We start from the raw sequence: 22021 nt of genomic DNA on the forward strand, positions 1-22021 counted from the left end.
AGTTGGGCTGATCGGACGATGAAAGTTCTCTTAGTAGGCGATGTCATTACGTTGCCTGCGGGGCGGGGACGGTGGGCATGAGTCGGCCCCGGGGCGTCGTCTTCACCGCTCGGGGAGAGACGACGACTCGGGGCCGATGGATGAGGTGGCGGGGTGAGCTGCCCTGGAGGCTCGGTCAGCCGCCCGCGGACTCGCCGGCGTGGGGGCTCAGGACGCCCGCTCCGATCAGGATGAACAGGGCGATGCCGAGCAGGACGCGGTAGATGACGAAGGGCATGAAGGACTTCGTGGTGATGAACTTCATGAACCAGGCGATGACCGCGTAGCCGACGACGAAGGCGATGATCGTCGCGAAGATGGTCGGGGGCCAGGAGACGTGGCCCTCGCCGGCGTCCTTGAGCTCGTACACGCCCGAGGCCAGTACGGCCGGGATCGCGAGCAGGAAGGAGTACCGGGCGGCGGATTCGCGGGTGTACCCCATGAGCAGGCCGCCGCTGATCGTGGCGCCCGAGCGGGATACGCCGGGGATCAGGGCCATCGCCTGGCAGACGCCGAAGAGCAGGCCGTCCCTGACGCCGAGGTCGGTGAGCGTCTTGCGCTGCTTGGCGGCGCGGTGCCGGCCGCCGGTCTCGTCGCGTGCGGCCAGGCGGTCGGCGATGCCGAGGACGATGCCCAGCACGATGAGGGTGGTGGCGATCAGGCGGAGGTCGCGGAACGGGCCCTCGATCGCGTCCTTGAGGGTGACGCCGAGCACGCCGATCGGGATGGAGCCGATGATCACGAGCCAACCCATCTGGGCGTCGTGGTCCTGGCGCATCGCCTTGTTGCCCAGCGAGCGGGCCCAGGCCGAGATGATGCGGACGATGTCCTTCCGGAAGTAGATCAGTACGGCCGTCTCGGTACCGATCTGGGTGATCGCGGTGAACGCGGCGCCGGGGTCGTGCCAGCCGGCGAAGGCCGCGGTCAGGCGCAGATGCGCACTGGAGGAGATCGGAAGGAACTCGGTCAGACCTTGGACAAGTCCAAGGATGAATGATTCAAACCAAGACATGGGTAGTACGCCATCCGGAAGGTGATCGTGCCGTGACCGGCAATCGTGCAGGCCGGCGGGGAATTCGGGGTGGCGGCCGTCATGGGTGCGACCGCTGTACGTGCCGGTTCGGGGGAGTGGGTCGTGGTGGTCGTCCTCAGGCGGGCCCTTTGCTGGCGGAGCTGATGAAGCATCAGGCGACCCCGGAACGCGACACGGGACGCGGAGCGCGAACGTGTGCAGGCGCACGTGCGGGTCACTGATGGCACAGCTGTTCTTCGGGTGGCTCGTGGGCGGGCTGCGGCGCGATCTTGCGCCGGTCGTAGGGCAGCGTAGCGCCCCGAAGTGTCCGACAGGCGATCGGCCCGGCCCCGCGCGGTGCCGGGCGGCGGTGACAGGGGCCGAGGGGACGGTCGCGACGGCGGCGCGCCCGCGGCTGCGCCGAACCCGGACTGGCGCAGGGCCGGTCCGGGTTACTTCCGGTACGACGGTTGCCGTCCGGTGGCCGGCGCGGCGGGCGGCCTGCTCAGTGGGGCCGTCCGGTGATGCCGCCGATGCCGGTTGCTGCTCAGTGACGCCGTCGGTGCTGGTTGCCGCTCAGCGGTGCCGTCCGCGCCGACTGCCGCTCAGCGGTGCCGGCGGCTGCCGTCACCGCCGCCGGCTAGCGCCGTTCCAGGGCCGGTGCCAGCAGGTCGAGAGCCTGTTCCCAGCGGAAGAGGCGGCGACCGCCGCCCGTACGAGGCTGATGCGGCGCGTAGTCGCCCAGCAGGACGCCCATGCGGCGCAGCCGGGTCAGGCTCTGTGCATAGGCGGGATGCGCGGCCTGCGCGGCGTTCAGGTACGGGAGCGCCGCGATGGGAATGCCGAAGCCATACGCTTCGCACAGGATGCCCAGAGCTAATGTGTCGGCGATGCCCTGCGCCCACTTGTTGATGGTGTTGAACGTCGCGGGGGCGACCGCGATCGCGTCGGCGGGCGGTAACGGGCGTGGCTCGCCCGGCGTGCGCCACGCCGACCGCACGGGATACCCGGTCTGCGCCTCGATGGCCGCCGCGTCGACGCACTCCCGGCCGCGTGGCGTCGCGATGACGCCGACGCGCCAGGTGCGCTGCTGCGCGGTCGTGATCAGCTTGCTGACGTCGTCGGCGATGCCCGCGGCACAGAGGATGACGTACAGGAACGGCTGTCGGCCGATGGCGGTGGGGGAGGGGCCGGGGGCGGCGGGGGCGGTCGACCCGCCCTCTCCCCGGCCGTCCCCGCCGGTCTCCGCCGTGCCGCTCTCCCGGCTGTCCTGGCAGATCACGCGGGTGCTCCGAGGCGGCGGCTGAAGAGGTGCAGCTCCGGGAGGGCGCGGTGGCGGTCGCGGGCGGCCATGTCGGCGACCATTTCGCGTACGGCGGGCCGGCGGATGTCCTGGGAGGCGCAGCGTTCGGCGATCCGGAGCGCCTGGAAGGCGTCGGCGAGCTTGCCCTGCTGGCTGTACGCACGGGCCACGTCCACCCACAGCCCGGCGCGGCGCTCCGGTACGGGGATGTTCCGGCGCATGAGGGGGCGCGCGGCCTCCAGCGCCTGCCCCGCGTCGCCGAGCGAGACGGACGCGCTGACGGTGTGCAGCTCCACGTTGGTGGGGCTGAAGTTGGCCCAGGCGTCCGGCCGGTCGTGCGAGACGTACCGGGCGACCTCGCCCGCTTCGTCCAGCAGTTCGCGGGTCGCCGCCCGGTCGCCGCTGCTGCTGGCCGCGGTGACGCCGCGCAGCAGCATCAGCCCGACGGCGGCCAGGTACTGTGAGGAGCGCCGGTCGTAGGACCCGCAGAGCTGGTCCGCGGTGTGCCGGACGATCGCCACGGCCTGCGCGGCGTGCTTCTCGCGCACCAGGACGTGGGCCTGTACGCGGACGCTGGACGCGAGGACGACCGGGTCCCCCGAGCGTTCGGCCTCCGCCATCGCGCGGCCGACCGCGAGCCAGGCGTTCCCGTGGTCGCTCTGCTTGAGCAGCAGGCCCGCCGCGGTCTGGTAGGCCGTGGCAAGCAGGCCGGAAAGGTGCGGAACGTCGGCCGAATTGTGGTCGGCCGCGTTCCGCAGATCGGCGATCACGCCGGGGATCGTGCCCTCCAGTTCCTTGTAACTGCAGGTGCTGAACAGCCGGCGGACGGCGCCCACCCGCTCCTTCAGCTCGGCGAGTTTCAGTGCCGGCCTGGCGGGCGTCCTGCCCGGGCCGGGGAGCAGCGAACGGACCAGCTCGTCATGGGCGACGGGGGTGGGTACGTCGGGCGTCGCGAGCGCAGCGATGCTCGCGGCGAGGAAGGTGCGGCGGTACATGTCTTCTGCCTCAGGGTCGGCGGTGCTTGCATCCGGGGAGGCAGCAAGGCCGAGACTGTCCAGCGGAATACCGAGAACCTGTGCGACTTCTCGCAACAATCGGGTGTCTTCGGTGCCCCGGCCGCTTTCCAGGCGGCTCACTTTCGACTGGTGATAGCCAAGGGCTCTGGCGACATCCGCTTGCGAGCGCTTCTTCAGCACCCGCGCCCGGCGGATCACCTCGCCCAGCCTCTTCGCTTCACTTTGTACGTCGACCATGTGTGCCACGGCCCCTTTGCCGCCGCCGATCCTGACTGCTCAACCGAGCGTAATGAAACCATAATCGAGAGTGATGCAACTCCTGCATAAGTGATGCATCGCCGACGTCCGATCTGGCCACAGCGGCCGCATCGCTGCTTGCCTGAGTTGCCCACTCAGTCAGGAGGCCACTCATGCAAGCGCACGGGCTCAGCTTCTCCGTGCCTGGTACGCCCGCCGCCGCAGCAGCAGCGCGGCGCCGGGTAGTGAGCGACTTACGGAGCTGGAGCGTGCAGTTCGACGCCCAGTCACTCCAGAACGTCGAACTGGTAACCAGCGAATTGATCACCAACGCGGTCCAGCACGCGGGGGGTGACTCCGTTGCCGTCAGCGCCCGGTTGCACGGTGAGACCCTGCTGATCGAGGTGTTCGACGCCAGTGCCGAGCTGCCGAGCGCGTGTCTTGCGGACCTGGACGACGAGGGCGGGCGAGGGCTGTTCCTCGTCGCGGCGTTATCCCTCGACCACGGTGCCGAGCGGACGCCTACGGGCAAGCGGTGCTGGGCGGAGATCCCGGTCGGCCGGGTGCCGCGTACGGGCACGCACACGTCGTCCGGGGGCGGCACGGCGGCGCACATGGCCGGCGCCCGCGTTTCGCTCCGGTGCGTCTGATGCGGCGGGGGCGGAAAAGGGGAATGGCGCGTACCGCGTTGGCGATTGACCGGAACTGAACGAAATCACGGAAATGCAGCTCGTCGTTGGCGATGCGGGCTCACGTGGTGCTCAGTGTGGGGGGAATGGGGCGTATTCCGGGGCGCATTCAGCGGCGCATCGACATCTGTATGGCTTCCGGCCGGAGCGGCAAAGGGTATTCCAGATGTCGATGCAGATGTTTGTGCGAATGCTGATGCGAGTGCACGGGTAAATGCACGTGCGTGCGCATGTCGTGCGCGTTCTCGGGTCAGGATTCTGAATTCCCGCGCAGTGCGCCGCGCTTCCACCATGCCACGGCGACCGCCGCCAGGCCCGTGACGGCGATGAAGCCCATCGAGATCAGGAACGCGGGCGACGTGGGGCTGGACGCCTGCGCGCCGGCCACGACGTACGCGGCGGTGTTCGGGATGCTGCCGATCCCGGTCGCGAGCAGGAACGCCGGCCACCGCATACGGGACACCGCCGCACAGTAGTTGGTGGCAGCGAAGGGCAGGCCGGGGAAGAGTCGGACGGCCAGCATCGAGCGGAAGCCGTGCCGGCTCAACTGCCGGTCGGCCGCGGTCAGCCAGCGAGCACGGAGCAGCGGGCGCAGCGCGTCCTGGCCGAGCAGCCGGCCCAGGCCGAACGCGAGCCCGGAGCCGAGCACCGTACCGAGCAGCGCTGCCGGCGTGCCGATCTGAGCACCGAAGAGCGCGCCCGCCGCGGCGTTCAGTACGGGGCGTGGCACAAAAGCGGTCGTGCACAGGCCGTAGGCGACCGTGAACAGCACCACGGCCGTGCCGCCGGAGAGCTGCGGCGGCCACCCATGGGCGAGCAGGCGCTGCGGTTGCCATACGACCATGGCGACCGCGGCACAGGCGAGCAGGGCGACCAGCAGTCCCAGGCGGGACCACGGCGACAGGAGGAGCCGCGTACAGCGCACGGCGAAGGCGTCGGGCGGGGCAGCGGAGTCGAGCATCAGGGGAGCGTAACCGAACCGGGTGTCAGAACGGTGTAATAAGTGTGTACGGGTGACCGAGCGTGAGCAACGAGGCGGGAGCGGCCGGCGATCAGCGCTCTCACAGCAGACTCAGCTTCGCCGCGCGACCGCCGTCGACGGTGTAGATCTGTCCGGTGATGAAGCCTTCCCCGTCGGCGGCGAGGAAGGCCACGAGCGCGGCTACTTCCTCCGGCTTTCCCGTGCGGGCCACCGGGTGGATACGGCCGGTGTCGCGCCGGAAGGCGTCCGGGGCCGGCATGCTGTCGATGAACTCCAGGTTCAGATCAGCAGGAAGGCCGCCGTCAGGTTCACGGCGATGCTGCGCTGCCAGTCCGGTGACATGGCCTCGGCCGTGACTGCGACCGCGTCCGGCTCGCCCACGCCCGAGGAGTAGGAGGAGGGCACGCGTGTCACCGCGCCACCGCCCAGGAGATCGGCCACCCGCACACCGAGCCGCTTGCCGATCGCCCAGATGCGCGGTCTCGCGGTCCGGGGCGACCTTCCGGAGACGTAGCCGGAACTCATCGGCCGGCCGCGCCTTGTGCGCGGTGACCCTCGCGGCGATGACCTTGCTGTCCGGGTATCCGGCCGGCGCGTTCAGGAAGAGGCATCCGGTGTTGGCCACCTCGGCCAGCCAGCCGCCCAGCCGGACGAGCGGGTGCAGCACGTGTGCCACACCGTCCTCCGGCCCCCAGTGAGCCACTGGAAGTAGGTCCGGTCCCGGTACTCCAACGCGCCAACGATCATCGCCTCGCGACTGGGGAAGTACTTGTAGAGCGTCCTCAGGGAGACATCGGCCTCGGCGCGCAGGGCCCCACACCCTGCTCGGCGAAGCCCTGCCCGGCGAAACTCCGCTCCAGCTCACTTGCGATCGCCGTGGCTCGTGTCGCGCGCGAAGGAATTCGGCCTCCGTGATCAATATGCGAACGCACGTGGCTGTCCCGCCGCAATAATCGGTCGACGTGACGGCGTTCGCCCGCGATCCTTTGTGGCATGACCCGGTTCGCCTGCCACGCGCTCAGGTCCGCTGCCGCGGACGTGCTGCAGGCTGCCGTCATTCCTCACGCCGCTGCCCCGGCAGCCGTTTCCTGCGCCGCACTCGACGGCGTCCGAAGCTGACCCTCCCCGGACAGTCCGGCGGGCCCCGCAGGGGGAGGGTCGGCCGGACCAGGGGGTCCGTACGGCGGCCGAGCCGCCGTCCCACCGCAGCACCGCGCCACCGCAGCGCCGTCATGCCTGCCCGGGCGCGCGAGGAGACCACGTATCCATGTCGCACACTCCTTCCCGCACTCCGTCCCCCAACCCCGCCCAGGCCCGCGCCCGCAGCGCGGCCCCCGGCGCCAAGTCGGCCTACCTGCGCACCAAGCCGCACCTCAACATCGGCACGATCGGCCATGTCGACCATGGGAAGACCACGCTGACCGCCGCCCTCACCAAGGTCCTGAGCGAGCGCGGCAGCGGTACGTACGTGCCGTTCGACCGCATCGACCGAGCCCCGGAGGAGAGCGCCCGCGGCATCACCATCAACATCGCGCACGTCGAGTACGAGACGAGTACCCGGCACTACGCGCACGTGGACATGCCCGGCCACGCCGACTTCATCAAGAACATGGTCACCGGCGCCGCGCAGCTCGACGGCGCGATCCTCGTCGTCTCCGCGCTCGACGGGGTCATGCCGCAGACCGCCGAGCACGTGCTGCTGGCGCGGCAGGTCGGCGTGCGGCACCTGGTCGTCGCCCTGAACAAGGCCGACGCCGGCGACCCCGAACTCACCGACCTGGTGGAGCTGGAGGTCCGCGAGCTGCTGGCCGCCAACGGGTACGACGGCGAGCACGTGCCGGTCGTCCGCGTCTCCGGGCTGCGTGCCCTGGAGGGCGACCCGCGCTGGACGGCGGCCGTCGAGGCGCTGCTGGACGCGGTGGACACGTACGTGCCGACTCCCGAGCGGTACGTGGACGCGCCGTTCCTGCTCCCGGTGGAGAACGTGCTCACGATCACCGGGCGGGGCACGGTCGTCACGGGCGCGGTCGAGCGTGGCCGCGTACGCAAGGGCGACCACGTGGAGATCGTGGGGACGGCGGACGCGGCGCGTTCGACGGGACACGGCGCCGGCACGGGCGGGATGTCCGTGGTCACCGGCCTGGAGACCTTCGGCAAGCCGATGGAGTACGCGGAGGCCGGCGACAATGTGGCGCTGCTGCTGCGCGGTGTGGCCCGCGACGCGGTCCGCCGCGGCCAGGTGATCGCGGCGCCGGGCAGCGTCACCCCGTACCGCGTGTTCACCGCCGATGTGTACGTGCTGTCCGCGGAAGAGGGCGGCCGGCGGACGCCACTGTCGACCGGGTACCGGCCGCAGTTCTACCTCCGCACGGCCGATGTCGTGGGTGAGCTGGACCTCGGGGAGCGCGGTACCGCGCGGCCGGGGGAGACCGTCCACGTCACCGTACGGCTGGGCCGCGGCATGCCCGTGGAGCCCGGACTCGGCTTCGCCATCCGCGAGGGCGGCCGCACGGTGGGCGCCGGGACGATCCGGAGCGTGCTGCCGGACTCCGGGATGCCGGACCCCCGGCCGCTGGACTCCGGGCTGACGGACGCGGACTGACGGCCTGACGGGCTGACAGTGCTTCGGGAGGCCCCCGGGGCGGTGTGCTGCGCCGCCTCGGGGCCTCCCGGAGGGGTTCGCACGCTGTCCCGGCGGGGCCTCCGCTGTGCCGTATCGTGCGGTCGCTCGTGCACCTGCACACCCGTGTTCACGTGCAGTTTCTTGTGCGGGAGCGCGCGTGTACGGATGTGCGGGCCGGGTCCGGATGCGGCCTGTCGGCGGCGCGTTCTCGATGGAAGACTGCACGTCCGGCGGACCCTTGAGGCACCGGGTTCCCGGGGCCCGGACACAGGGCCTTTGCGGCGCTCACGGGGCGCTTGCGGCCCCCGGTGCAAAGGACCGCCGACGAGCGGGAAATGTCGGACCATCGAGAAATGGGAGAGCGGCACGCATGGCGGGTACGGCGTTGGTGCTGGGCGGTGGCGGGCTGACAGGCATCGGCTGGGAGATCGGGATGCTCGCCGGACTGGCCGAGGCGGGGGTGAACCTCTGCACGGCCGATGTCGTCATCGGCACGTCCGCGGGATCCCTGGTCGGCGCTCAGCTCACCTCCGGGCAGCTGACGTTGGAGGAGCTGTACGAACGGCAGTTGGCCGGTGCTTCGAGCGGCCCGTCGGTCGGTGCATCCGCAGGTGCCGCCGGCATCGCACAGGGTGGCGGCGCACCGGCCCGGATGGGCGCGGTGTCGATGGCCCGCTTCGCGGCCATCGCGCTGCGGTCGCGGGACGCGGTGACCTTCGGCGCGCGGATGGGACGGCTGGCGCTGGCCGCCCGTACGGGGCCGGAGAACACCCAGCGTGCGGTGATCGCCGGGCGGCTGCTGTCGCAGGAGTGGCCGGCCAGGCGGCTGATGATCACGGCCGTGGACGCGTACACGGGGGAGCGCAGCGTCTTCGACGGAGGCAGCGGCGTGAAGCTCGCCGACGCGGTCGCCGCGAGCTGTGCGGTACCGGGTGTCTGGCCGCCCGTGACGATCGGGGACCGGCGGTGGATCGACGGCGGCGTCCACTCGTGCGCGAACGTGGACCTCGCCGCGGGCTACGGACGCGTCGTCGTGATCGCCCCGATGGCGTCCGGCGGCGGCCCCGTCGAGCCGCCCCGCACGCAGGCCGCGCGGCTCGCGGCGGACGGCGCCGAGGTGCTGGTCGTCACGCCGGACCGCGCCGCGCGGGCGGCCTTCGGCCGGAACGTCCTGGACCCGTCCAAGCGCGCCGCGGCGGCCCGCGCAGGCCGCGTCCAGGCCGCTGCCCATGTGTCGGAGGCGGCCAGGGTGTGGACGGGCACGGACGGGGGCTGACGGCGGGCGCCGCTCCCTGCGGGGCCCGCCCGCGCGGGTACGGAAGTCGCCCCGCACACCGCACAATAGGACGGTGGCAGAGCGAAACGACGTGCCGGCAGCAGTCGGTGACCCGATACCTCCCGTCCCCGTGGCCGCCCCCGGGGCAGTCCTCGTGCCCGTCACGCGGGAGGTGGACCGCGGTACGGCCAAGGTGCTGCCGGACGTGGACCGGTCGCGGGCGGCGCTGCTCACCGTGGACGGCGCTCCGCAGTCGTACGTGGATCTGGACGATCCGACGTACCTGGAGTTCGAGTACGCCCGCCGGGTGGGGCATGTGCTGGACGCCGTGGCCGAGCCCGGCCGCCCGCTGGACGCGCTGCATCTCGGAGGCGGCGCGCTGGCCCTGCCGCGCTACCTCGCCGCGACCCGGCCCGGCTCGCGGCAACAGGTGATCGAGGCCGATCGCGGTCTGCTCGACCTCGTACGGGAACACCTCCCGCTGCCGCCCGACAGCGGCATAGCGGTGCATGCCGCGGATGCCCGTGCCGCGCTGGAGTCGGCGCCGGCGGCCTCCGCCGATGTCGTCGTGGCCGACGTCTTCGGCGGGTCGCGGGTGCCGGCGCATCTGACGTCGGCGGAGTACGCACGGGCCGCGGGCCGGGCGCTGCGGCCCGGCGGCTGCTACGTGGCGAACCTCGCCGACAGCGCGCCCTTCACCTTCCTGCGCGGCCAGCTCGCCAACTGCACGGCGGTCTTCGCGCAGGTCTGTCTGATCGCGGAGCCGTCGGTGCTGCGCGGCCGGCGGTTCGGGAACGCGATCCTCGTCGCCTCGCAGGAAGAGCTGCCGCTGGCGGAGATCGCCCGGCGGGTGGCGGCCGACGCCTTCCCCGCCAGGGTCGAACACGGCCCGCGGCTGCGGCAGCTCATCGGTGACGCCCGACCGGTACGGGACGCGGACGCGGTTCCTTCACCCGAGCCGCCCACCGGCGCGTTCAGCGTGGGGTGACGTCGTCCGTGGCGGCGGAGGACGGGAGGCCGGTCACCGGGACCTGACCGGGGATGTCGGCCGGGGCACCGTCTGCGGACCCGTGGGCGGACTCCGTCCTGGGCTGCCCCTCGGCTCCCGGTGCCGTGTCCGGCCGGCGCGTCAGCTGCCGTACGTCGCGTACGCACAGCACGGCCGCCGTCAGCAGGGCGATCAGCGCCGAGCACGCCCACAGCGCTGTGGTGCGGCCGATCAGGTCCTGGACCGGGCCCGCGAGGGCGGTGGCCAGCGGGACCATGGCGAGGGAGCCGAGCCAGTCGTACGAGGAGACCCGGGAGAACTTCTCCTCCGGTATCTCCTGGTGCAGCGCCATCATCCACGTCACCGCGAACACCTCGACCGCGATCCCCGCGCCGAACATCACGGCCGTCAGCGCGCCGGCGGGCAGCGGTACGGCCAGCGCGGCGGACGGCAGAGCGAGCGGGAAGACGCACAGCGTGCCCACGCGCAGCAGGTACCGCGGCTTGTACCGGGTCATCAGCAGCGCGCCGCCGACCGTACCGGCGCCGAACGCCGCGAGCGCCAGCCCCCACGGGCCCGGGCCGCCCAGGTGCTCCTGCGCGACCAGCGGCCCGTAGACCGCCTCGGCGGCCGCCACGACCGCGTTGACGATGGCGAACTGCAGGACGATCGACCACAGCCACCGCCGCGAGACGACCTCCCGCCAGCCGTCCCGGAGGTCGGCGAGCAGGCCGTCACCCGGTTCCCGCGGCGGCACGCCCCGTACGTCGAGGAAGGCGCGCAGCGCGCCGGCGAGGGCGAAGGCGGCGGCGTCGACCGCCAGCACCCAGCCGGGGCCGACGGCCGCGATCAGGGCGCCGCCGAGTGCGGCGCCGCCGATGTTCGCGCCGTTCATGCCCATGCGGAAGACGGCGAAGGCGCGTCCCGACTGCTTGCCGGAGACGCTGGCCAGCACCATGCCTTCGGCGGCGGGCGCGAAGAACGCCTGCCCGGTGCCGCCGAGCGCGGAGAGCAGCGCCATCTGCCACAGGCGGGGTTCCCCGGTGAGCACCAGCAGCGCGAAGGCGCCCTGGGACACGCAGTTCAGGACGTTGGCGGCGACCATCACGCGGTGCCGCGGCAGCCGGTCGGCGATCGCCCCTCCGATGAGGAGGAAGATCACCAGGGGGACCGTACGGGCCGCGGCGACCAGGCCGACGTCGGTCGCCGAGCCGCCGGCTCCGAGCACGGCGAACGCCGCCGCGATCAGCGCCCCGGAACTTCCGAGGCCGGTGACCACGGCGGCGGCCGTCAGCAGCGTGTAATTGCGCCCCGCCCACGCGGGGCGCTTCATCTTCATCACAACAGCATCGCGTTCTTGCCCGAAGGCGTCACTCGGATTTGCGCGCGGCCGGCCCGGGGGTACCCGGGCCGGCCGGGCCCGGCTACTCCAGTGGCCGGAGGGAGCTCATGATCTTCTTGACCGTGGCCTCGTCGATCTCGCCCTTGACGTCCTTGGCGGCGTAGAGGATCCAGGTCGCGTACTCACCCGTGGTGTCGGTGTACGTGACCGCGTACGCTTTGCCGTCCGAGTCGCACTTGCCGTCCTTCTTGACGCCGGTCACGGTCGCCGTGGACAGCTTTCCGGTGATGCCGTGATCGCTCTTGAAGGACTTGGCCTTGGTGCCCTTGAACGTGCCGGTCTTCTTCTGGTCGTACCCGGCCCAGACCCAGTTCAGGGCCTCGTTCTGGGCGGCCTCGCCCTGGCTCTTGGCGCCCTGCGCGCCCTTGACGCCGGTGCCGGCCAGCGAGGCGGTGGACTCGTTGCCGTCCTTGTCCTTGACGGTGCACCAGTTTTCCTTGAAGTAGGCCGGTGCGGTCATGGAGATGAGGGTCTTGGGGAAACCGGACTTGTCCTTCTCGTCCTGGAACCCGGTATAGGTGTCCGGCGAGGTGGTCGTCCAGTCCTTGGTGGGGACATCGAAGGCGACGTGCCGCTTGGCGTTGACCACGGTCTGCCAGCCCTTGATGACCGGCTGGTCGGGGGCGTTCGGGTCGCCACCGGGGCCGCTGCTCGCACTCGCGTCGCCCGACGGCTCCGAGGGCTCGGCCGTCGCGGACGTGCTGGGCTTCGGGTCCTGATGGGCGACGGGCTTCTTCTCGTCGTCCTGGAGGACGAAGACGCCGGTGACCACGGCGGCCGCCACGACCGCCACCGCCGCGACGATGGCGATCGTCACGGTGGTCTTCTTCTCGTTGCCGCCGTTGTTCTTGGGCGGCTGCGGCCCGCCCGGACCCTGCCACTGCGGCTGCGTCGGGTGCTGGTAGGGGTGGGGCTGCTGGTAACCCGGCTGTTGGTAACCCTGCTGCTGGTACGGATTCGGCTGTTGGTACCCCGGCTGCTGATAAGGGTTCTGATCCTGCGGGTTCTGCTCGCCCCCGGGCGGCTGCTGTCCTGGCCACATGGGCGCTAACGATAAAGGTCCGAGGTGGGAGGTGTCACAGCTGCCCCGGCGAGCGTGACAGAACCCTGACCTTCACATGCGCTTCGTGGCGCTTCAGGTGGCTTTGGCGCCGCGTCGCTGCGGCCACGGGCCGGCCGGGGCTCCCGACGCGCCAAGGGCGCTTTTCGAGCTGAGAGTGGGGTCTGACCAGGGTGGCCAGGTTGGCTACTCGGCGGTAACATTTCGCTCATGACAAGTGAGAGCGCCTCGATGGGTGAAATGCTGGCCGCCGCGGTCCCGATGGTGCGGACCCTGAATCTGGAGTTCGTCGAGGTCACCCCGGAGCGTGCGGTGCTCCGGCTTCCGGACCAGCCGGACTTCCACAATCACATCGGTGGCCCCCACGCGGGCGCCATGTTCACCCTGGCCGAGTCCGCCAGCGGTGCCATCGTCCTCAAGGCCTTCGGCGACCAGCTCTCTCGTGCGGTGCCGCTCGCGGTGCGGGCCGAGATCGACTACAAGAAGGTGGCCAAGGGGCCGGTGACGGCGACGGCGACCCTGGGCCGCCCGGTGGCCGAGGTCGTCGCCGAGCTCGATGCGGGCGGGCGGCCGGAGTTTCCGGTCGGTATCGCCATCCAGCGCGAGGACGAGGCCGTCACGGGTGAGATGACGGTCGTGTGGACCCTGCGGCTCAACGGCTGAGGGGCGCCGGGGAGAGATATCTGAAAGTAGCTTGGTTGCCGGGCCGGGCCGCCTCTTCGGCGGCGGCCCGGCCTTTTCGGCGGGGCGAGCCCCACCCCCGTGAGGGCGCGCCCGTCGGCGGTGACCCGTCACCGCTGAGCTCGGTTCGCGCGAGGGAGAGCATGCGCTCCTCGGAGGCAGCGCGCATGAGGTGGATGTCCCGGTAGGGCCGGGAGGCAGTCCCGATCAGGTGAGACCGGCATCCCGGGCGCGTGCGACCGCGGCAGCCCGGCTGCTCAGACCGAGCTTGGTGAGAGTCAGGGCTGCACTCGTCGAGCCTGGTATGGATGAGGTGCTCGTACGCACGAGGTGCGGGCAGGACGGCGACGCTCCCGCGAAAGGCCGAGGTGGGGAACTGCCGCAGCAGGGCCTTGAGGTGCAAGGGGTTTCCCTGAGCGTGCTCCCTCATCCGGCCGGCGGCCTTCCGCGGCAGCGGTGCGCCGGCCAGAGCGGTGTGCAGCCGGCGGATGTCCTTGACGTCCAGCTCCCCCCGAGCCGGAGCTTGAGTGTGCCGTCATCGCTGAGCATCCGCTGCAGCCCCGGAGGCAGCCTGGGATCGATCGCGTCCCGCACCACAAGTACGGTCATCACCCGGTCCACACGGAGTCGCCGCAGGGCGAAGGTGAGTGAGTGCAAGGACGCCGAGTCGGCCCAGTGGGCATCGTCGATGACCATGAGAAGCGGTGCCGTACGCTTCTGGAGCCTGCCGATGATGTCGAGCAGCCCCGCCCCACGGTAATCGCGTCCGGCACGTCGGCGCCGGAGCGTGCACGGGGCTCCAGGGCCTCCAGCAGCGGATCGAATTCCACGGTGAGGTGCGCGAGGAGTTGCGACACCACAGCGTACGGAAGCTGAGTCTCGTTCTCCTCACCGCTGGCCAGCAGAAGGCAGCTGTCCGGTGGGACGTCCGCGAGGAAGCGGCGGACCAGGCAGGTCTTGCCGATGCCGGCGGGGCCTTCGACGACAACGATTTGCGGCTCACTGCTCGCGGCACGCCGCAACCGCGTGTGCATCGACGACACTTCGTCCGCTCGGCCGAGAAAGATCGTTCTCTCCGCCCGGCCTGACACGCGGCACCACCCCCAACTGCCTCGGCCGAGCCCGGCAGGTGCCGAACCCCGGGAGAAGTCCCGGGTTACCCCCTGGGGTGCCTCAGATCCTCTGCTGTCTACGGTGCCACGAAAAAGGAAGGGACCGGCATGCGATTCTGGGCACATGTCCTCCTGCTCGGCACGCCGCTGACACTGGTGGGCATCATCGTGAAAGGACTGTTCGACAAGAACGCCAAATGGCGCTGCGGGATCCGGATGTCGTACTGAGCGACTCGGCCCGTGCCTTGGTGGTCCGCAGCAGGCCGAGTTCGTCCAGCGTCGCGGAGGCCAGTCCGTCCAGGAGCCTGCGCACCTCGGCGATGGCGCCTCGGATCTCCGTACTGAGCGCATCGAGAATGGGCCCGGTCTTGGCGTCGGCCGGAGCCGACAGCCGTGCGCCGTCGAGCAGATAGGCCACGCCGGCAAGCGTCGGCCCCAGACCGTCGTGCAGGTCGCGGCGGAGTCGGCGGCGTTCCTCTTCGCGGGCGGCAACCAGCCGTTCCCTGGAACGCTGCAGGTCGGCCGTCACCCGGACGCCGTGCAGGGCAAGCCCGGCCTGCCGCGCCAGGTCATGGAGCAGGCGCAACTCCGCGGGCGAGAACTCCTCGCCGGGCGACCGGGGGCTCATCGCCATCCGGCCCAGCAGTTCGCCGTGATGGGTGAGAGGAATGGTGAAGGGATGGGCATCGGCAACGCCATGCGCGGAGGCGGCACGGAATTCATCGTTCTGGAGCAGCTGAATGGCGACGTAGGGGATTTTGAGGGCGTTCGCGACGGTATTGACGATCACCGGGAGTGCGGTGCCCGGTGCCAGTGCGGAGGAAAGCCGCCGGCCGTGCTCGGAGACAACGGCGTACGGCTCGCCGCGCCTTCCGTAGAGCAAGCGGTTCACGCCGCGCTGAAGGCGGGCCCGTACCGGAACGGCGAGCATCGCGATCACCGTGACGACGATGGCTGAGGCGCCGAGTCCGATTCGTTCGGACAGTGTGCCCAGCGACGCCACGACCAGGATGTAGGCCCCCGCTGATGGACACTGTCAGCAATGCGTAAACGAGCGTGCGATTGATGACGCGGCCGATGTTGTAGAGGTGGTAACGCAGCACCGCGGCACCGATCGAGGTGGGGACCGCCCACAGCATGAAATTCGCTGCCGCCCGGGCCCAGTTGCCGATCTCCTGAGTCGGCGGAAAAGACCACACCGCTACGGCCGCACCGCCGACGAAAGCCAACCACTTGATCTGGGCGCGTTCCTCCCTGCCGGCCCGCTGCAGTCGTACGATGACCGCGGCCGCGGAGCCTGTCACCAGTGCGGGAAACCCGGAGAAAAGGGTCGGCAGGGCATTTCTGAGACTGCCGTGGTCACCGAATAGGTACTCGGACCACGGAAGAGGGACCAGCGGAGGCTCGGTATAAACACCCCCGCCCGAGACGGCGAGTACGGCCAGTAAGGCCGACCAGGCGGCGTAGATGCAGGCAATGGGGCGCCAGCGCCGGGACGGCAGAGAGCCGTTGGGGTAGAGCAGCAGGGTCCACAGCAGCAGTATTACTGGGCCCGCCCACAGACAATTGGCCAGTAGGCCGGCGCCGGCCGTGAGAGGGAGGTCGTGGGCGCGTCCGTATCGGAAGTAATTCCAGGTGGTCTGATCAGCGGCGGTCGGGAATCCTGCGCTGATCATCATGATCCCGATGCGATTCCCCGGTCGGTGCGTGAGAATTATGCCGCCGACAATTGATGTCGGCAGGGCGATTCCTATGTATGCGAATCGGCCCAGGCGAAACGAGAGCCCCTCACGTGGTTGCTGCTGTAAGTCCAGCAGTAAACTAGAAGCCACCAGGGACGTCGCCATGAGACATATTGTCCAAACGGCCCGAGCGCATCATTCAGCATTCCGGCGGGACAAGAGCCGGCCTCCCTCCAGTCCAACGCCCGCGCTGTCCCGGTCCCAGCCGCACTGTGCCAATCGTATGGGTGAGGAGACGGCTGAGAACCGTCCAGGGGGAGCGGGCCGCCCAGGCCATTGCTTGAGTGCCGCTGCCGTATGGCGGAGAGGTCACCACGTGTGCGACCGTTCCGTGGGAGCGGGTGCGGACACGCTTGGACTCGCCGCCCAACAGTTGAGCCCGCGCTTGTAGTGGCGGTCGGAAATTGCCTGCGATTCCTCCAGGGGCGCGGGCAACTGATGGGCTCCACGTTGCGTCCCACCATCTGAAGGAAGAACGGCCGCCCCCTGCCCCGCGCCGTGCGCGAGGGCTGCGGCCGTGACCAGCAGATCGAGTACGCTTCCCGGACGCGCGGCACCGCGCGTCAGGGGGCGGCCCGCACGGCGGGCCCGATACGAGGTGGAGGAACGGCGCGTTGCACGTCCAGGAGTGGCTCGAGTCCGTACCAGCGGTGAGCGTCTATCTCCTGGTGGGGGTGGTCATCGGGCTGGAGAGCCTGGGCATCCCGCTGCCGGGCGAGATCGTTCTTGTCAGCGCATCGCTGCTGGCGGCCACGCAGGACCACATCAACCCGTACGTGCTGGGTACGTGCGCGACGGTCGGCGCGATCGTCGGTGACTCCATCGGGTACCTCATCGGCCGCAAGGGCGGTCAGCCGCTGCTGGACTGGGCCGGGCGCAAGTTCCCGCGCCACTTCGGGCCCGAGCACGTCGCCATGGCCGAGGAGAAGTTCGCCAAGTGGGGCATGTGGGCCGTGTTCTTCGGCCGCTTCATCGCGCTGCTGCGGATCTTCGCCGGACCGCTGTCGGGCGTGCTGCGCATGCCGTACTGGAAGTTCCTGATCGCCAACGTGCTGGGCGGCATCGTCTGGGCCGGCGGCACCACCGCGCTGATCTACAGCGTCGGCATCGTCGCCGAGCCCTGGCTGAAGCGCTTCTCGTGGCTGGGCCTGGTCGCCGCGGTCCTCTTCGGCCTCGGTTCGCTGATCGTCATGAAGCGCCGGGCGGCCAAGGCCGCCGCGGCCCATGAGGAGAGGCAGAGCGCCCAGGAGAAGCAGCCGGCGGCGTCCGCGGCCGCCGAGTAGCCGCCCGCTCCCGCTTCCGTCTCCTTGTGATCTTCACCCCAGCAGGGGCGGATCGCACCCGTCCGTCGCCTACGGTGCTGTCGGCGCGACGACAGGCCATGGCGTCGGACCTGGCGGCAGGCCATGACGACGAGACGTGACCACGGTGTGATCACGAGACGTGACGAGGAGACAGCGATGGCGGGACAGGCATTGATTTCCGGGGTCGGCGGGCCGGAGCCGAAGATCGCCCCCGAGGCGTTCACCGCGCCCACCTCCGTCGTACTGGGCGAGGTCACCATGGCGGCCGGGGCGAGCGTCTGGTACCAGAGCGTCCTGCGGGCCGACGGCGGCCCCATCGCCATCGGCGCGGAGAGCAACATCCAGGACAACTGCACCGTCCATGTCGACCCGGGCTTCCCGGTCAGCGTCGGCGAGCGGGTGTCGGTCGGGCACAACGCCGTACTGCACGGCTGCACCATCGAGGACGACGTCCTGGTCGGCATGGGCGCCACGGTCCTGAACGGGGCCCGGATCGGGGCCGGCTCGCTGGTCGCCGCGCAGGCGCTGGTCCCGCAGGGGATGCAGGTGCCGCCCGGCTCGCTGGTCGCCGGCGTACCGGCGAAGGTCAAGCGCGAGCTGACGGACGAGGAGCGCGAGTCCATCAGGCTGAACGCCGCGGTCTACGTCGACCTCGCGGCGCGCCACCGGGAGACCGTGCAGAGCGGCGACTGACGTACGGTACGGCGCCCGACCGACACAGGACGGCCGCCTCCGTGCGGAGGCGGCCGCTTCCCCGGCACTCCACGGCATCCGGTGCCGATCGGCTGCCGCCGGCAGTGATCAGCCGGGCTGGCTGTTGTCCTTGAGCGTGCCCCAGCCGTGCCAGCGGTCGATCTCGATCCAGGCGCTGACCCGCTTGCGGTCGCGCTGCGGGTACTCCTTGCCGAGGTACTGCTGGGCGAGCCGGTCGATGTCGGCGAGGCCCTCGTCGTCGCGGAGTTCGACGACGCGGCCGATGATGCTGATGTGCGTGTACCAGTTCTCCTCGTCGAGCACGGTGAGCGTGACCCGCGGGTCCCTGCGCACGTGGTTCAGCCGCTTGCGGCCCTCGTCCATGTTGACCAGCACCCGGCCGTCGTCCCAGAGGTACCAGGTGGCCGTGGACACCGGCTGGCCGTCGGACCGGAGGGTGGTGATGACGGCCGGGTTCGCCTTCTTCAGCATGGCGACGGCGGCCTCGGGAAGCGGCGGATTCGACATGGACTCTTCTCCTCCTCGTTGCGTGCGTCCGCGTCGCACGGCCCGGCCACCGGAACCGGACCGTACGGAGGGCCGTACTGGCGGGCTACCGGACCGGACCACGAGACGCACCTGCACCGTGCCACATCCCGGCCCCCGCATCCCGTACCGACTCCAGCGAATCCGCCCGGTGCCGGGCAGTTCGCCACCCTCCCGTCCCCGGAGGAGGGCGCGGCCGAGCCGGGACTCCGGGCCGGCCCGGGGGCGACCGTGGGGTGAAGATCACAGGACGCGGCGGGGTGCGGTTGGCCTACCGGTGAGTACGGTGAGCGGGTGCGAGCGAAGAAGAACGTGTTCTCATCCCTCGGTGCCGTGCGGCGCCGGGCCGCGTCATGGGCCGTGCACCGTGGCACGCGCTGGGTGCGGGAGGCCGGCGCGGTGACCGCCGAGCGCCCCGGACCGTACCGCTTCCGCCGCATCGGGGGCGGCACCCGGCTCGCCTTCCCGCAGGGCACGGTCTTCGGTGAGCAGTGGATCGAGCTCGGTGAGTACTGCATCATCGGCGAGCAGGTCACGCTGACCGCAGGAATGATGCCGGGCCTCGATCTCGGCCCGGAGTCGGTGCTGCGCCTGGGCAACGGCGTCGTGCTCGGCCGCGGCAGCCATGTCGTCGCCTCGCAGACCGTCACCATCGGCGACGAGGTCTACTGCGGCCCGTACGTCTACATCACCAGCGACAACCATTCGTACGACGACCCCGCGCAGCCGGTGGGCAAGCAGTGGCCGCGGACCGCGCCCGTCGAGATCGGTGCCGGCTCCTGGCTGGGCGCCGGCGCGGTGATCCTGCCGGGCGCGCGGCTGGGCCGGAACGTGGTGGTCGCGGCGGGCGCGGTGGTGCGCGGCGAGGTCCCGGACCACGCCGTGGTCGCCGGGGCGCCCGCCAAGGTCGTCCGCACCTGGGACCCGGCGGCGGGCTGGCAGCCTCCGCTGCGTACGCCGCCGCCGAAGCCGATCCCCGAGGGCGTCACCCCGGAGCAGTTGCTCGCCCTCGCGGAGTGGGAGGCGGGGGACCAGGTCCCGGCCTCAGCCGCTGGCGGCGAGCAGCGCCGAACCCGCGAGAGCCAGTGAGGCGCCCGCCGTCTGCACGGCGCGCAGCCGCTCCTTGAGCACGCCCATCGCGGCGACCGCGGTGACGACGGGATAGAGCGAGGCGAGTACGGCCGCGATGGTCACCGGGCCGCTCTGCGTGGCGAGCGCGTACGTGCCGTTGGCGGCGACATCGGCGATGCCGACGAACGCCAGCGCGGGGAGCGCGGCACGGATGACGGACGTGCCGCCTTCGGGCAGCGCGGGCGTGCCGCGCCGGACCGTGACGTACAGCGCGGCGCCGCCGACCACGACGTTGCACAGCCGCTGCACGAACAGGGCGAGGAACAGGCCGGTCACGGTCGTGGACGCCGCGGAGATGAAGGCCATCACCGCGCCGAAGCCGAAGGCCGCGACGAGGGTGAGGACGAGCGCCTGGCCGGTGACGGAGTTGCCGCCGCGCTGCGGGCCGCCGGCCAGCACCACGCCTATGACGGCCACGGTCATGCCGGCGATCTGCACCAGGCCGGGGCGCTCGCCCAGGGCGAAGCCGACGCCGAGCGGGACGAGTACGGAGCCGAGCGAGGCGACGGGTGAGATGACGCCCATCGGGCCGAGCGCGAGCGCACGGTAGAAGCAGAGCATGGCCGCCGGGCCGACGACACCCGCCGCGACGGCGCACCACAGCCGGGGCGAGGCCGCGTGCCAGGCGCCGGAGGCGACGACGATCGTGCCGAGCACCACCGCGGCGATCACCTGCGAAACGACCACGACGGTCAGCGCCTGCATGCGCCGGGTGAGCAGACCGCCGCCGAAGTCGGCGGCTCCCCACAGGATGCTGGTGGCCAGAGCCAATACCGCGGTCATGATGTGGAACCTCGCAAGTACAGTGTGCTGAACGATGGAGTGCAGGAGAGAGTAGTGCAGGAGACTGAACTATGTAATGGATTATTTTGAACTTGGCGAGGTGGTGGCCAGGTCTTCACCCGGCCTTCACTGGGCCTCCGATGGAGCAGTTGGACCGAACAAGACTGGAGGGAACGTGACGGATCTCGATCAGCTCACGCAGTCGCTGGCGCGCAATCTCAAGCACTGGCGCGGCGAGCGGGGCTACACGCTCGATGCCCTCGCCGCCCGCGCGGGCGTGAGCCGCGGCATGATCATTCAGATCGAGCAGGCCCGGACGAACCCGAGCGTGGGAACGACCGTCAAGATCGCCGACGCGCTGGGCATCAGCATCACCAGGCTCCTGGAGTACGACCAGGGGCCGCAACTGCGGCTCGTCGGGCCCGGCGAGGCCGTGCGGCTGTGGTCGACCGAGGCCGGCAGCCACACTTCGCTGCTCGTGGGCACGGAGGCGCCCGGTCCATTCGAACTGTGGGACTGGCGGCTGATGCCGGGCGACCGCAGCACGTCGGACCCGCATCCGCAGGGGACGAAGGAGCTGATCCACGTACGCGAGGGGGAGCTGACGCTCGTCCTGGACGGCGTCCCACACCGGGTACCGGCGGGTGCCTCGGCCGCCTTCGAGGCGTCCCTCCCGCACGAGTACCGCAACGACGGCGAAGAGACCGTGGAGATGGTCATGGCCGTGAGCGTCCCGTCGGGTCGGTGAGTCCGGGAGCCGAGACAGGAGTCAACTGTGTTCGTGTTGCTGTTAGCTTGACGGGCATGTCGACACCTACTCCCTCACGCACGCCCCTGGACGCCTTCGAAGAGGTCCGGCCGGCCGTCGAGTGCGCGGAGCTGCTGCCCGAGCCCGTCGCCGCCGCGATCCGCGACTGGCAGGGACCGGTGGACGTCCGGCAGCTTCACCACGTGGACACCGACCCGGCCATCGCCGACACCGCGCTCCTCGTCGAGCACTACGGCTCCTGGCTGCTCGACCAGTCCGCGAACTGCGTCGTCGTGGCGGGCAAGCGCGGCGACACCGTCACCCTCGCCGCCTGTGTCGTGCTCTCCACCACCCGCGTGGACGTCAACGGTGTCGTACGGCGCGAACTCGGCGCCCGCAAGGCGTCGTTCGCCCCGATGGACACCGCGGTCGGCCGCAGCGGCATGGAGTACGGCGGCATCACCCCCATCGGACTGCCCGCCGACTGGCCGCTCCTGGTGGACGCGGCGGTCGCCGATGCGCCGTACCTCCTGATCGGCAGCGGGGCCCGGCGCGGCAAGCTCATCGTCCCGGGCAAGGCCCTCGCCACCCTGCCGGGCGCCCGCGTCCTGGAGGGACTGGGGCGCGCCGCGGGCTGAGCGACGAGCGGCGGCC

At 70.9% G+C, this 22021-nt stretch carries 22 protein-coding genes and 1 pseudogene; 10 read left to right on the plus strand and 13 right to left on the minus strand.

The window, feature by feature from the left end; all coding sequences use genetic code 11:
- Positions 1 to 175 precede the first annotated feature (175 nt).
- From ACIGQF_RS28460 to ACIGQF_RS28470, 3 genes are all read right to left on the minus strand, one after another.
- Positions 176 to 1051 (minus strand): undecaprenyl-diphosphate phosphatase, encoded by an 876-nt coding sequence (locus tag ACIGQF_RS28460; protein ID WP_361551595.1) that lies wholly within the window; start codon positions 1049 to 1051, stop codon positions 176 to 178.
- A 640-nt stretch (positions 1052 to 1691) separates the two neighbouring features.
- On the minus strand, positions 1692 to 2225 hold the full coding sequence (locus ACIGQF_RS28465) for a flavoprotein (protein ID WP_399716477.1): 534 nt from the start codon (positions 2223 to 2225) through the stop codon (positions 1692 to 1694).
- A 104-nt stretch (positions 2226 to 2329) separates the two neighbouring features.
- Positions 2330 to 3607, minus strand: coding sequence for a helix-turn-helix domain-containing protein (locus ACIGQF_RS28470; protein WP_399715824.1), 1278 nt, complete (start codon positions 3605 to 3607; stop codon positions 2330 to 2332).
- A 173-nt stretch (positions 3608 to 3780) separates the two neighbouring features.
- On the opposite strand from ACIGQF_RS28470, the gene ACIGQF_RS28475 reads away from it, so the two are divergent.
- The gene (locus ACIGQF_RS28475; protein ID WP_399715827.1) at positions 3781 to 4257 is read left to right on the plus strand and encodes an ATP-binding protein; all 477 of its coding nucleotides are present in this window, start codon (positions 3781 to 3783) and stop codon (positions 4255 to 4257) included.
- Between the two features lie 289 nt (positions 4258 to 4546).
- On the opposite strand, the gene ACIGQF_RS28480 is transcribed toward ACIGQF_RS28475, so the two are convergent.
- From ACIGQF_RS28480 to ACIGQF_RS28495, 4 genes and pseudogenes are all read right to left on the minus strand, one after another.
- Positions 4547 to 5257 carry a TVP38/TMEM64 family protein gene (locus ACIGQF_RS28480; protein WP_399715830.1) on the minus strand — a complete coding sequence of 237 codons (711 nt, stop codon included), beginning with the start codon at positions 5255 to 5257 and terminating at the stop codon, positions 4547 to 4549.
- 100 nt (positions 5258 to 5357) lie between these two features.
- Positions 5358 to 5537 carry an SDR family oxidoreductase gene (locus ACIGQF_RS28485; RefSeq protein ID WP_399715833.1) on the minus strand — a complete coding sequence of 60 codons (180 nt, stop codon included), beginning with the start codon at positions 5535 to 5537 and terminating at the stop codon, positions 5358 to 5360.
- A gap of 20 nt (positions 5538 to 5557) precedes the next feature.
- Positions 5558 to 5803 carry a hypothetical protein gene (locus tag ACIGQF_RS28490; RefSeq protein ID WP_399715836.1) on the minus strand — a complete coding sequence of 82 codons (246 nt, stop codon included), beginning with the start codon at positions 5801 to 5803 and terminating at the stop codon, positions 5558 to 5560.
- 72 nt (positions 5804 to 5875) lie between these two features.
- Positions 5876 to 6121 (minus strand): annotated as a pseudogene (locus tag ACIGQF_RS28495) (hypothetical protein); the annotation flags it as partial.
- Positions 6122 to 6545: 424 nt separating this feature from the next.
- Here ACIGQF_RS28495 and tuf point away from each other — a divergent pair.
- From tuf to ACIGQF_RS28510, 3 genes are all read left to right on the plus strand, one after another.
- The gene (tuf, locus tag ACIGQF_RS28500; RefSeq protein WP_399715840.1) at positions 6546 to 7880 is read left to right on the plus strand and encodes an elongation factor Tu; all 1335 of its coding nucleotides are present in this window, start codon (positions 6546 to 6548) and stop codon (positions 7878 to 7880) included.
- Positions 7881 to 8271: 391 nt separating this feature from the next.
- Positions 8272 to 9177 carry a patatin-like phospholipase family protein gene (locus ACIGQF_RS28505; protein ID WP_399715843.1) on the plus strand — a complete coding sequence of 302 codons (906 nt, stop codon included), beginning with the start codon at positions 8272 to 8274 and terminating at the stop codon, positions 9175 to 9177.
- A 115-nt stretch (positions 9178 to 9292) separates the two neighbouring features.
- Positions 9293 to 10165 (plus strand): spermidine synthase, encoded by an 873-nt coding sequence (locus ACIGQF_RS28510; protein ID WP_399716480.1) that lies wholly within the window; start codon positions 9293 to 9295, stop codon positions 10163 to 10165.
- Here the strand turns inward: ACIGQF_RS28510 and ACIGQF_RS28515 are convergent.
- Positions 10152 to 11504 (minus strand): MFS transporter, encoded by a 1353-nt coding sequence (locus ACIGQF_RS28515; RefSeq protein WP_399715846.1) that lies wholly within the window; start codon positions 11502 to 11504, stop codon positions 10152 to 10154. The two genes, ACIGQF_RS28510 and ACIGQF_RS28515, sit on opposite strands and share 14 nt — an antisense overlap.
- A gap of 85 nt (positions 11505 to 11589) precedes the next feature.
- Entirely contained in the window at positions 11590 to 12609 is a 1020-nt protein-coding gene (locus ACIGQF_RS28520) for a hypothetical protein (RefSeq protein WP_399715850.1), read from the minus strand.
- 228 nt (positions 12610 to 12837) lie between these two features.
- Between ACIGQF_RS28520 and ACIGQF_RS28525 the strand changes: the two genes are divergently transcribed.
- Positions 12838 to 13290, plus strand: coding sequence for a DUF4442 domain-containing protein (locus tag ACIGQF_RS28525; RefSeq protein ID WP_399715852.1), 453 nt, complete (start codon positions 12838 to 12840; stop codon positions 13288 to 13290).
- A gap of 626 nt (positions 13291 to 13916) precedes the next feature.
- Here the strand turns inward: ACIGQF_RS28525 and ACIGQF_RS28530 are convergent.
- Together ACIGQF_RS28530 and ACIGQF_RS28535 are read right to left on the minus strand one after the other, a co-directional pair.
- Positions 13917 to 14546, minus strand: a complete 630-nt coding sequence (locus ACIGQF_RS28530; protein WP_399715855.1) for an AAA family ATPase — start codon at positions 14544 to 14546, stop codon at positions 13917 to 13919.
- Positions 14547 to 14583: 37 nt separating this feature from the next.
- A complete protein-coding gene (locus ACIGQF_RS28535) occupies positions 14584 to 15423 on the minus strand; it encodes a histidine kinase (protein ID WP_399715858.1) in 840 nt (279 codons plus the stop codon).
- A gap of 1353 nt (positions 15424 to 16776) precedes the next feature.
- On the opposite strand from ACIGQF_RS28535, the gene ACIGQF_RS28540 reads away from it, so the two are divergent.
- A complete protein-coding gene (locus ACIGQF_RS28540) occupies positions 16777 to 17445 on the plus strand; it encodes a DedA family protein (protein WP_399715861.1) in 669 nt (222 codons plus the stop codon).
- Positions 17446 to 17622: 177 nt separating this feature from the next.
- A complete protein-coding gene (locus ACIGQF_RS28545; RefSeq protein ID WP_399715864.1) occupies positions 17623 to 18159 on the plus strand; it encodes a gamma carbonic anhydrase family protein in 537 nt (178 codons plus the stop codon).
- A 108-nt stretch (positions 18160 to 18267) separates the two neighbouring features.
- On the opposite strand, the gene ACIGQF_RS28550 is transcribed toward ACIGQF_RS28545, so the two are convergent.
- Positions 18268 to 18687 carry a PPOX class F420-dependent oxidoreductase gene (locus ACIGQF_RS28550; RefSeq protein WP_399715866.1) on the minus strand — a complete coding sequence of 140 codons (420 nt, stop codon included), beginning with the start codon at positions 18685 to 18687 and terminating at the stop codon, positions 18268 to 18270.
- 312 nt (positions 18688 to 18999) lie between these two features.
- Between ACIGQF_RS28550 and ACIGQF_RS28555 the strand changes: the two genes are divergently transcribed.
- Entirely contained in the window at positions 19000 to 19794 is a 795-nt protein-coding gene (locus tag ACIGQF_RS28555; protein WP_399715869.1) for an acyltransferase, read from the plus strand.
- Here the strand turns inward: ACIGQF_RS28555 and ACIGQF_RS28560 are convergent.
- Complete coding sequence (locus ACIGQF_RS28560; protein ID WP_399715871.1) at positions 19750 to 20619, minus strand: EamA family transporter; 870 nt, start codon at positions 20617 to 20619, stop codon at positions 19750 to 19752. The genes ACIGQF_RS28555 and ACIGQF_RS28560 overlap by 45 nt on opposite strands.
- Positions 20620 to 20794: 175 nt before the next feature.
- Between ACIGQF_RS28560 and ACIGQF_RS28565 the strand changes: the two genes are divergently transcribed.
- Complete coding sequence (locus ACIGQF_RS28565) at positions 20795 to 21367, plus strand: helix-turn-helix domain-containing protein (protein WP_399715873.1); 573 nt, start codon at positions 20795 to 20797, stop codon at positions 21365 to 21367.
- Positions 21368 to 21423: 56 nt separating this feature from the next.
- Positions 21424 to 22005, plus strand: a complete 582-nt coding sequence (locus ACIGQF_RS28570) for a YbaK/EbsC family protein (protein WP_399715876.1) — start codon at positions 21424 to 21426, stop codon at positions 22003 to 22005.
- Positions 22006 to 22021 lie beyond the last annotated feature (16 nt).

The organism is Streptomyces sp. NPDC053560, from assembly GCF_044544605.1.
In the GTDB taxonomy this organism is placed as follows: domain Bacteria; phylum Actinomycetota; class Actinomycetes; order Streptomycetales; family Streptomycetaceae; genus Streptomyces.

Excerpts from the sequence above, each read along its gene's own strand:
- ACIGQF_RS28460 (WP_361551595.1), bottom strand. The coding sequence starts at position 1,051 with ATGTCTTGGTTTGAATCATTCATCCTTGGACTTGTCCAAGGTCTGACC.
- ACIGQF_RS28470 (WP_399715824.1), bottom strand. The coding sequence starts at position 3,607 with ATGGTCGACGTACAAAGTGAAGCGAAGAGGCTGGGCGAGGTGATCCGC.
- ACIGQF_RS28475 (WP_399715827.1), top strand. The coding sequence starts at position 3,781 with ATGCAAGCGCACGGGCTCAGCTTCTCCGTGCCTGGTACGCCCGCCGCC.
- ACIGQF_RS28480 (WP_399715830.1), bottom strand. The coding sequence starts at position 5,257 with ATGCTCGACTCCGCTGCCCCGCCCGACGCCTTCGCCGTGCGCTGTACG.
- ACIGQF_RS28485 (WP_399715833.1), bottom strand. The coding sequence starts at position 5,537 with ATGCCGGCCCCGGACGCCTTCCGGCGCGACACCGGCCGTATCCACCCG.
- ACIGQF_RS28490 (WP_399715836.1), bottom strand. The coding sequence starts at position 5,803 with ATGAGTTCCGGCTACGTCTCCGGAAGGTCGCCCCGGACCGCGAGACCG.
- tuf (WP_399715840.1), top strand. The coding sequence starts at position 6,546 with ATGTCGCACACTCCTTCCCGCACTCCGTCCCCCAACCCCGCCCAGGCC.
- ACIGQF_RS28505 (WP_399715843.1), top strand. The coding sequence starts at position 8,272 with ATGGCGGGTACGGCGTTGGTGCTGGGCGGTGGCGGGCTGACAGGCATC.
- ACIGQF_RS28515 (WP_399715846.1), bottom strand. The coding sequence starts at position 11,504 with ATGAAGATGAAGCGCCCCGCGTGGGCGGGGCGCAATTACACGCTGCTG.
- ACIGQF_RS28520 (WP_399715850.1), bottom strand. The coding sequence starts at position 12,609 with ATGTGGCCAGGACAGCAGCCGCCCGGGGGCGAGCAGAACCCGCAGGAT.
- ACIGQF_RS28525 (WP_399715852.1), top strand. The coding sequence starts at position 12,838 with ATGACAAGTGAGAGCGCCTCGATGGGTGAAATGCTGGCCGCCGCGGTC.
- ACIGQF_RS28530 (WP_399715855.1), bottom strand. The coding sequence starts at position 14,546 with ATGTGCCCAGAATCGCATGCCGGTCCCTTCCTTTTTCGTGGCACCGTA.
- ACIGQF_RS28545 (WP_399715864.1), top strand. The coding sequence starts at position 17,623 with ATGGCGGGACAGGCATTGATTTCCGGGGTCGGCGGGCCGGAGCCGAAG.
- ACIGQF_RS28550 (WP_399715866.1), bottom strand. The coding sequence starts at position 18,687 with ATGTCGAATCCGCCGCTTCCCGAGGCCGCCGTCGCCATGCTGAAGAAG.
- ACIGQF_RS28560 (WP_399715871.1), bottom strand. The coding sequence starts at position 20,619 with ATGACCGCGGTATTGGCTCTGGCCACCAGCATCCTGTGGGGAGCCGCC.
- ACIGQF_RS28570 (WP_399715876.1), top strand. The coding sequence starts at position 21,424 with ATGTCGACACCTACTCCCTCACGCACGCCCCTGGACGCCTTCGAAGAG.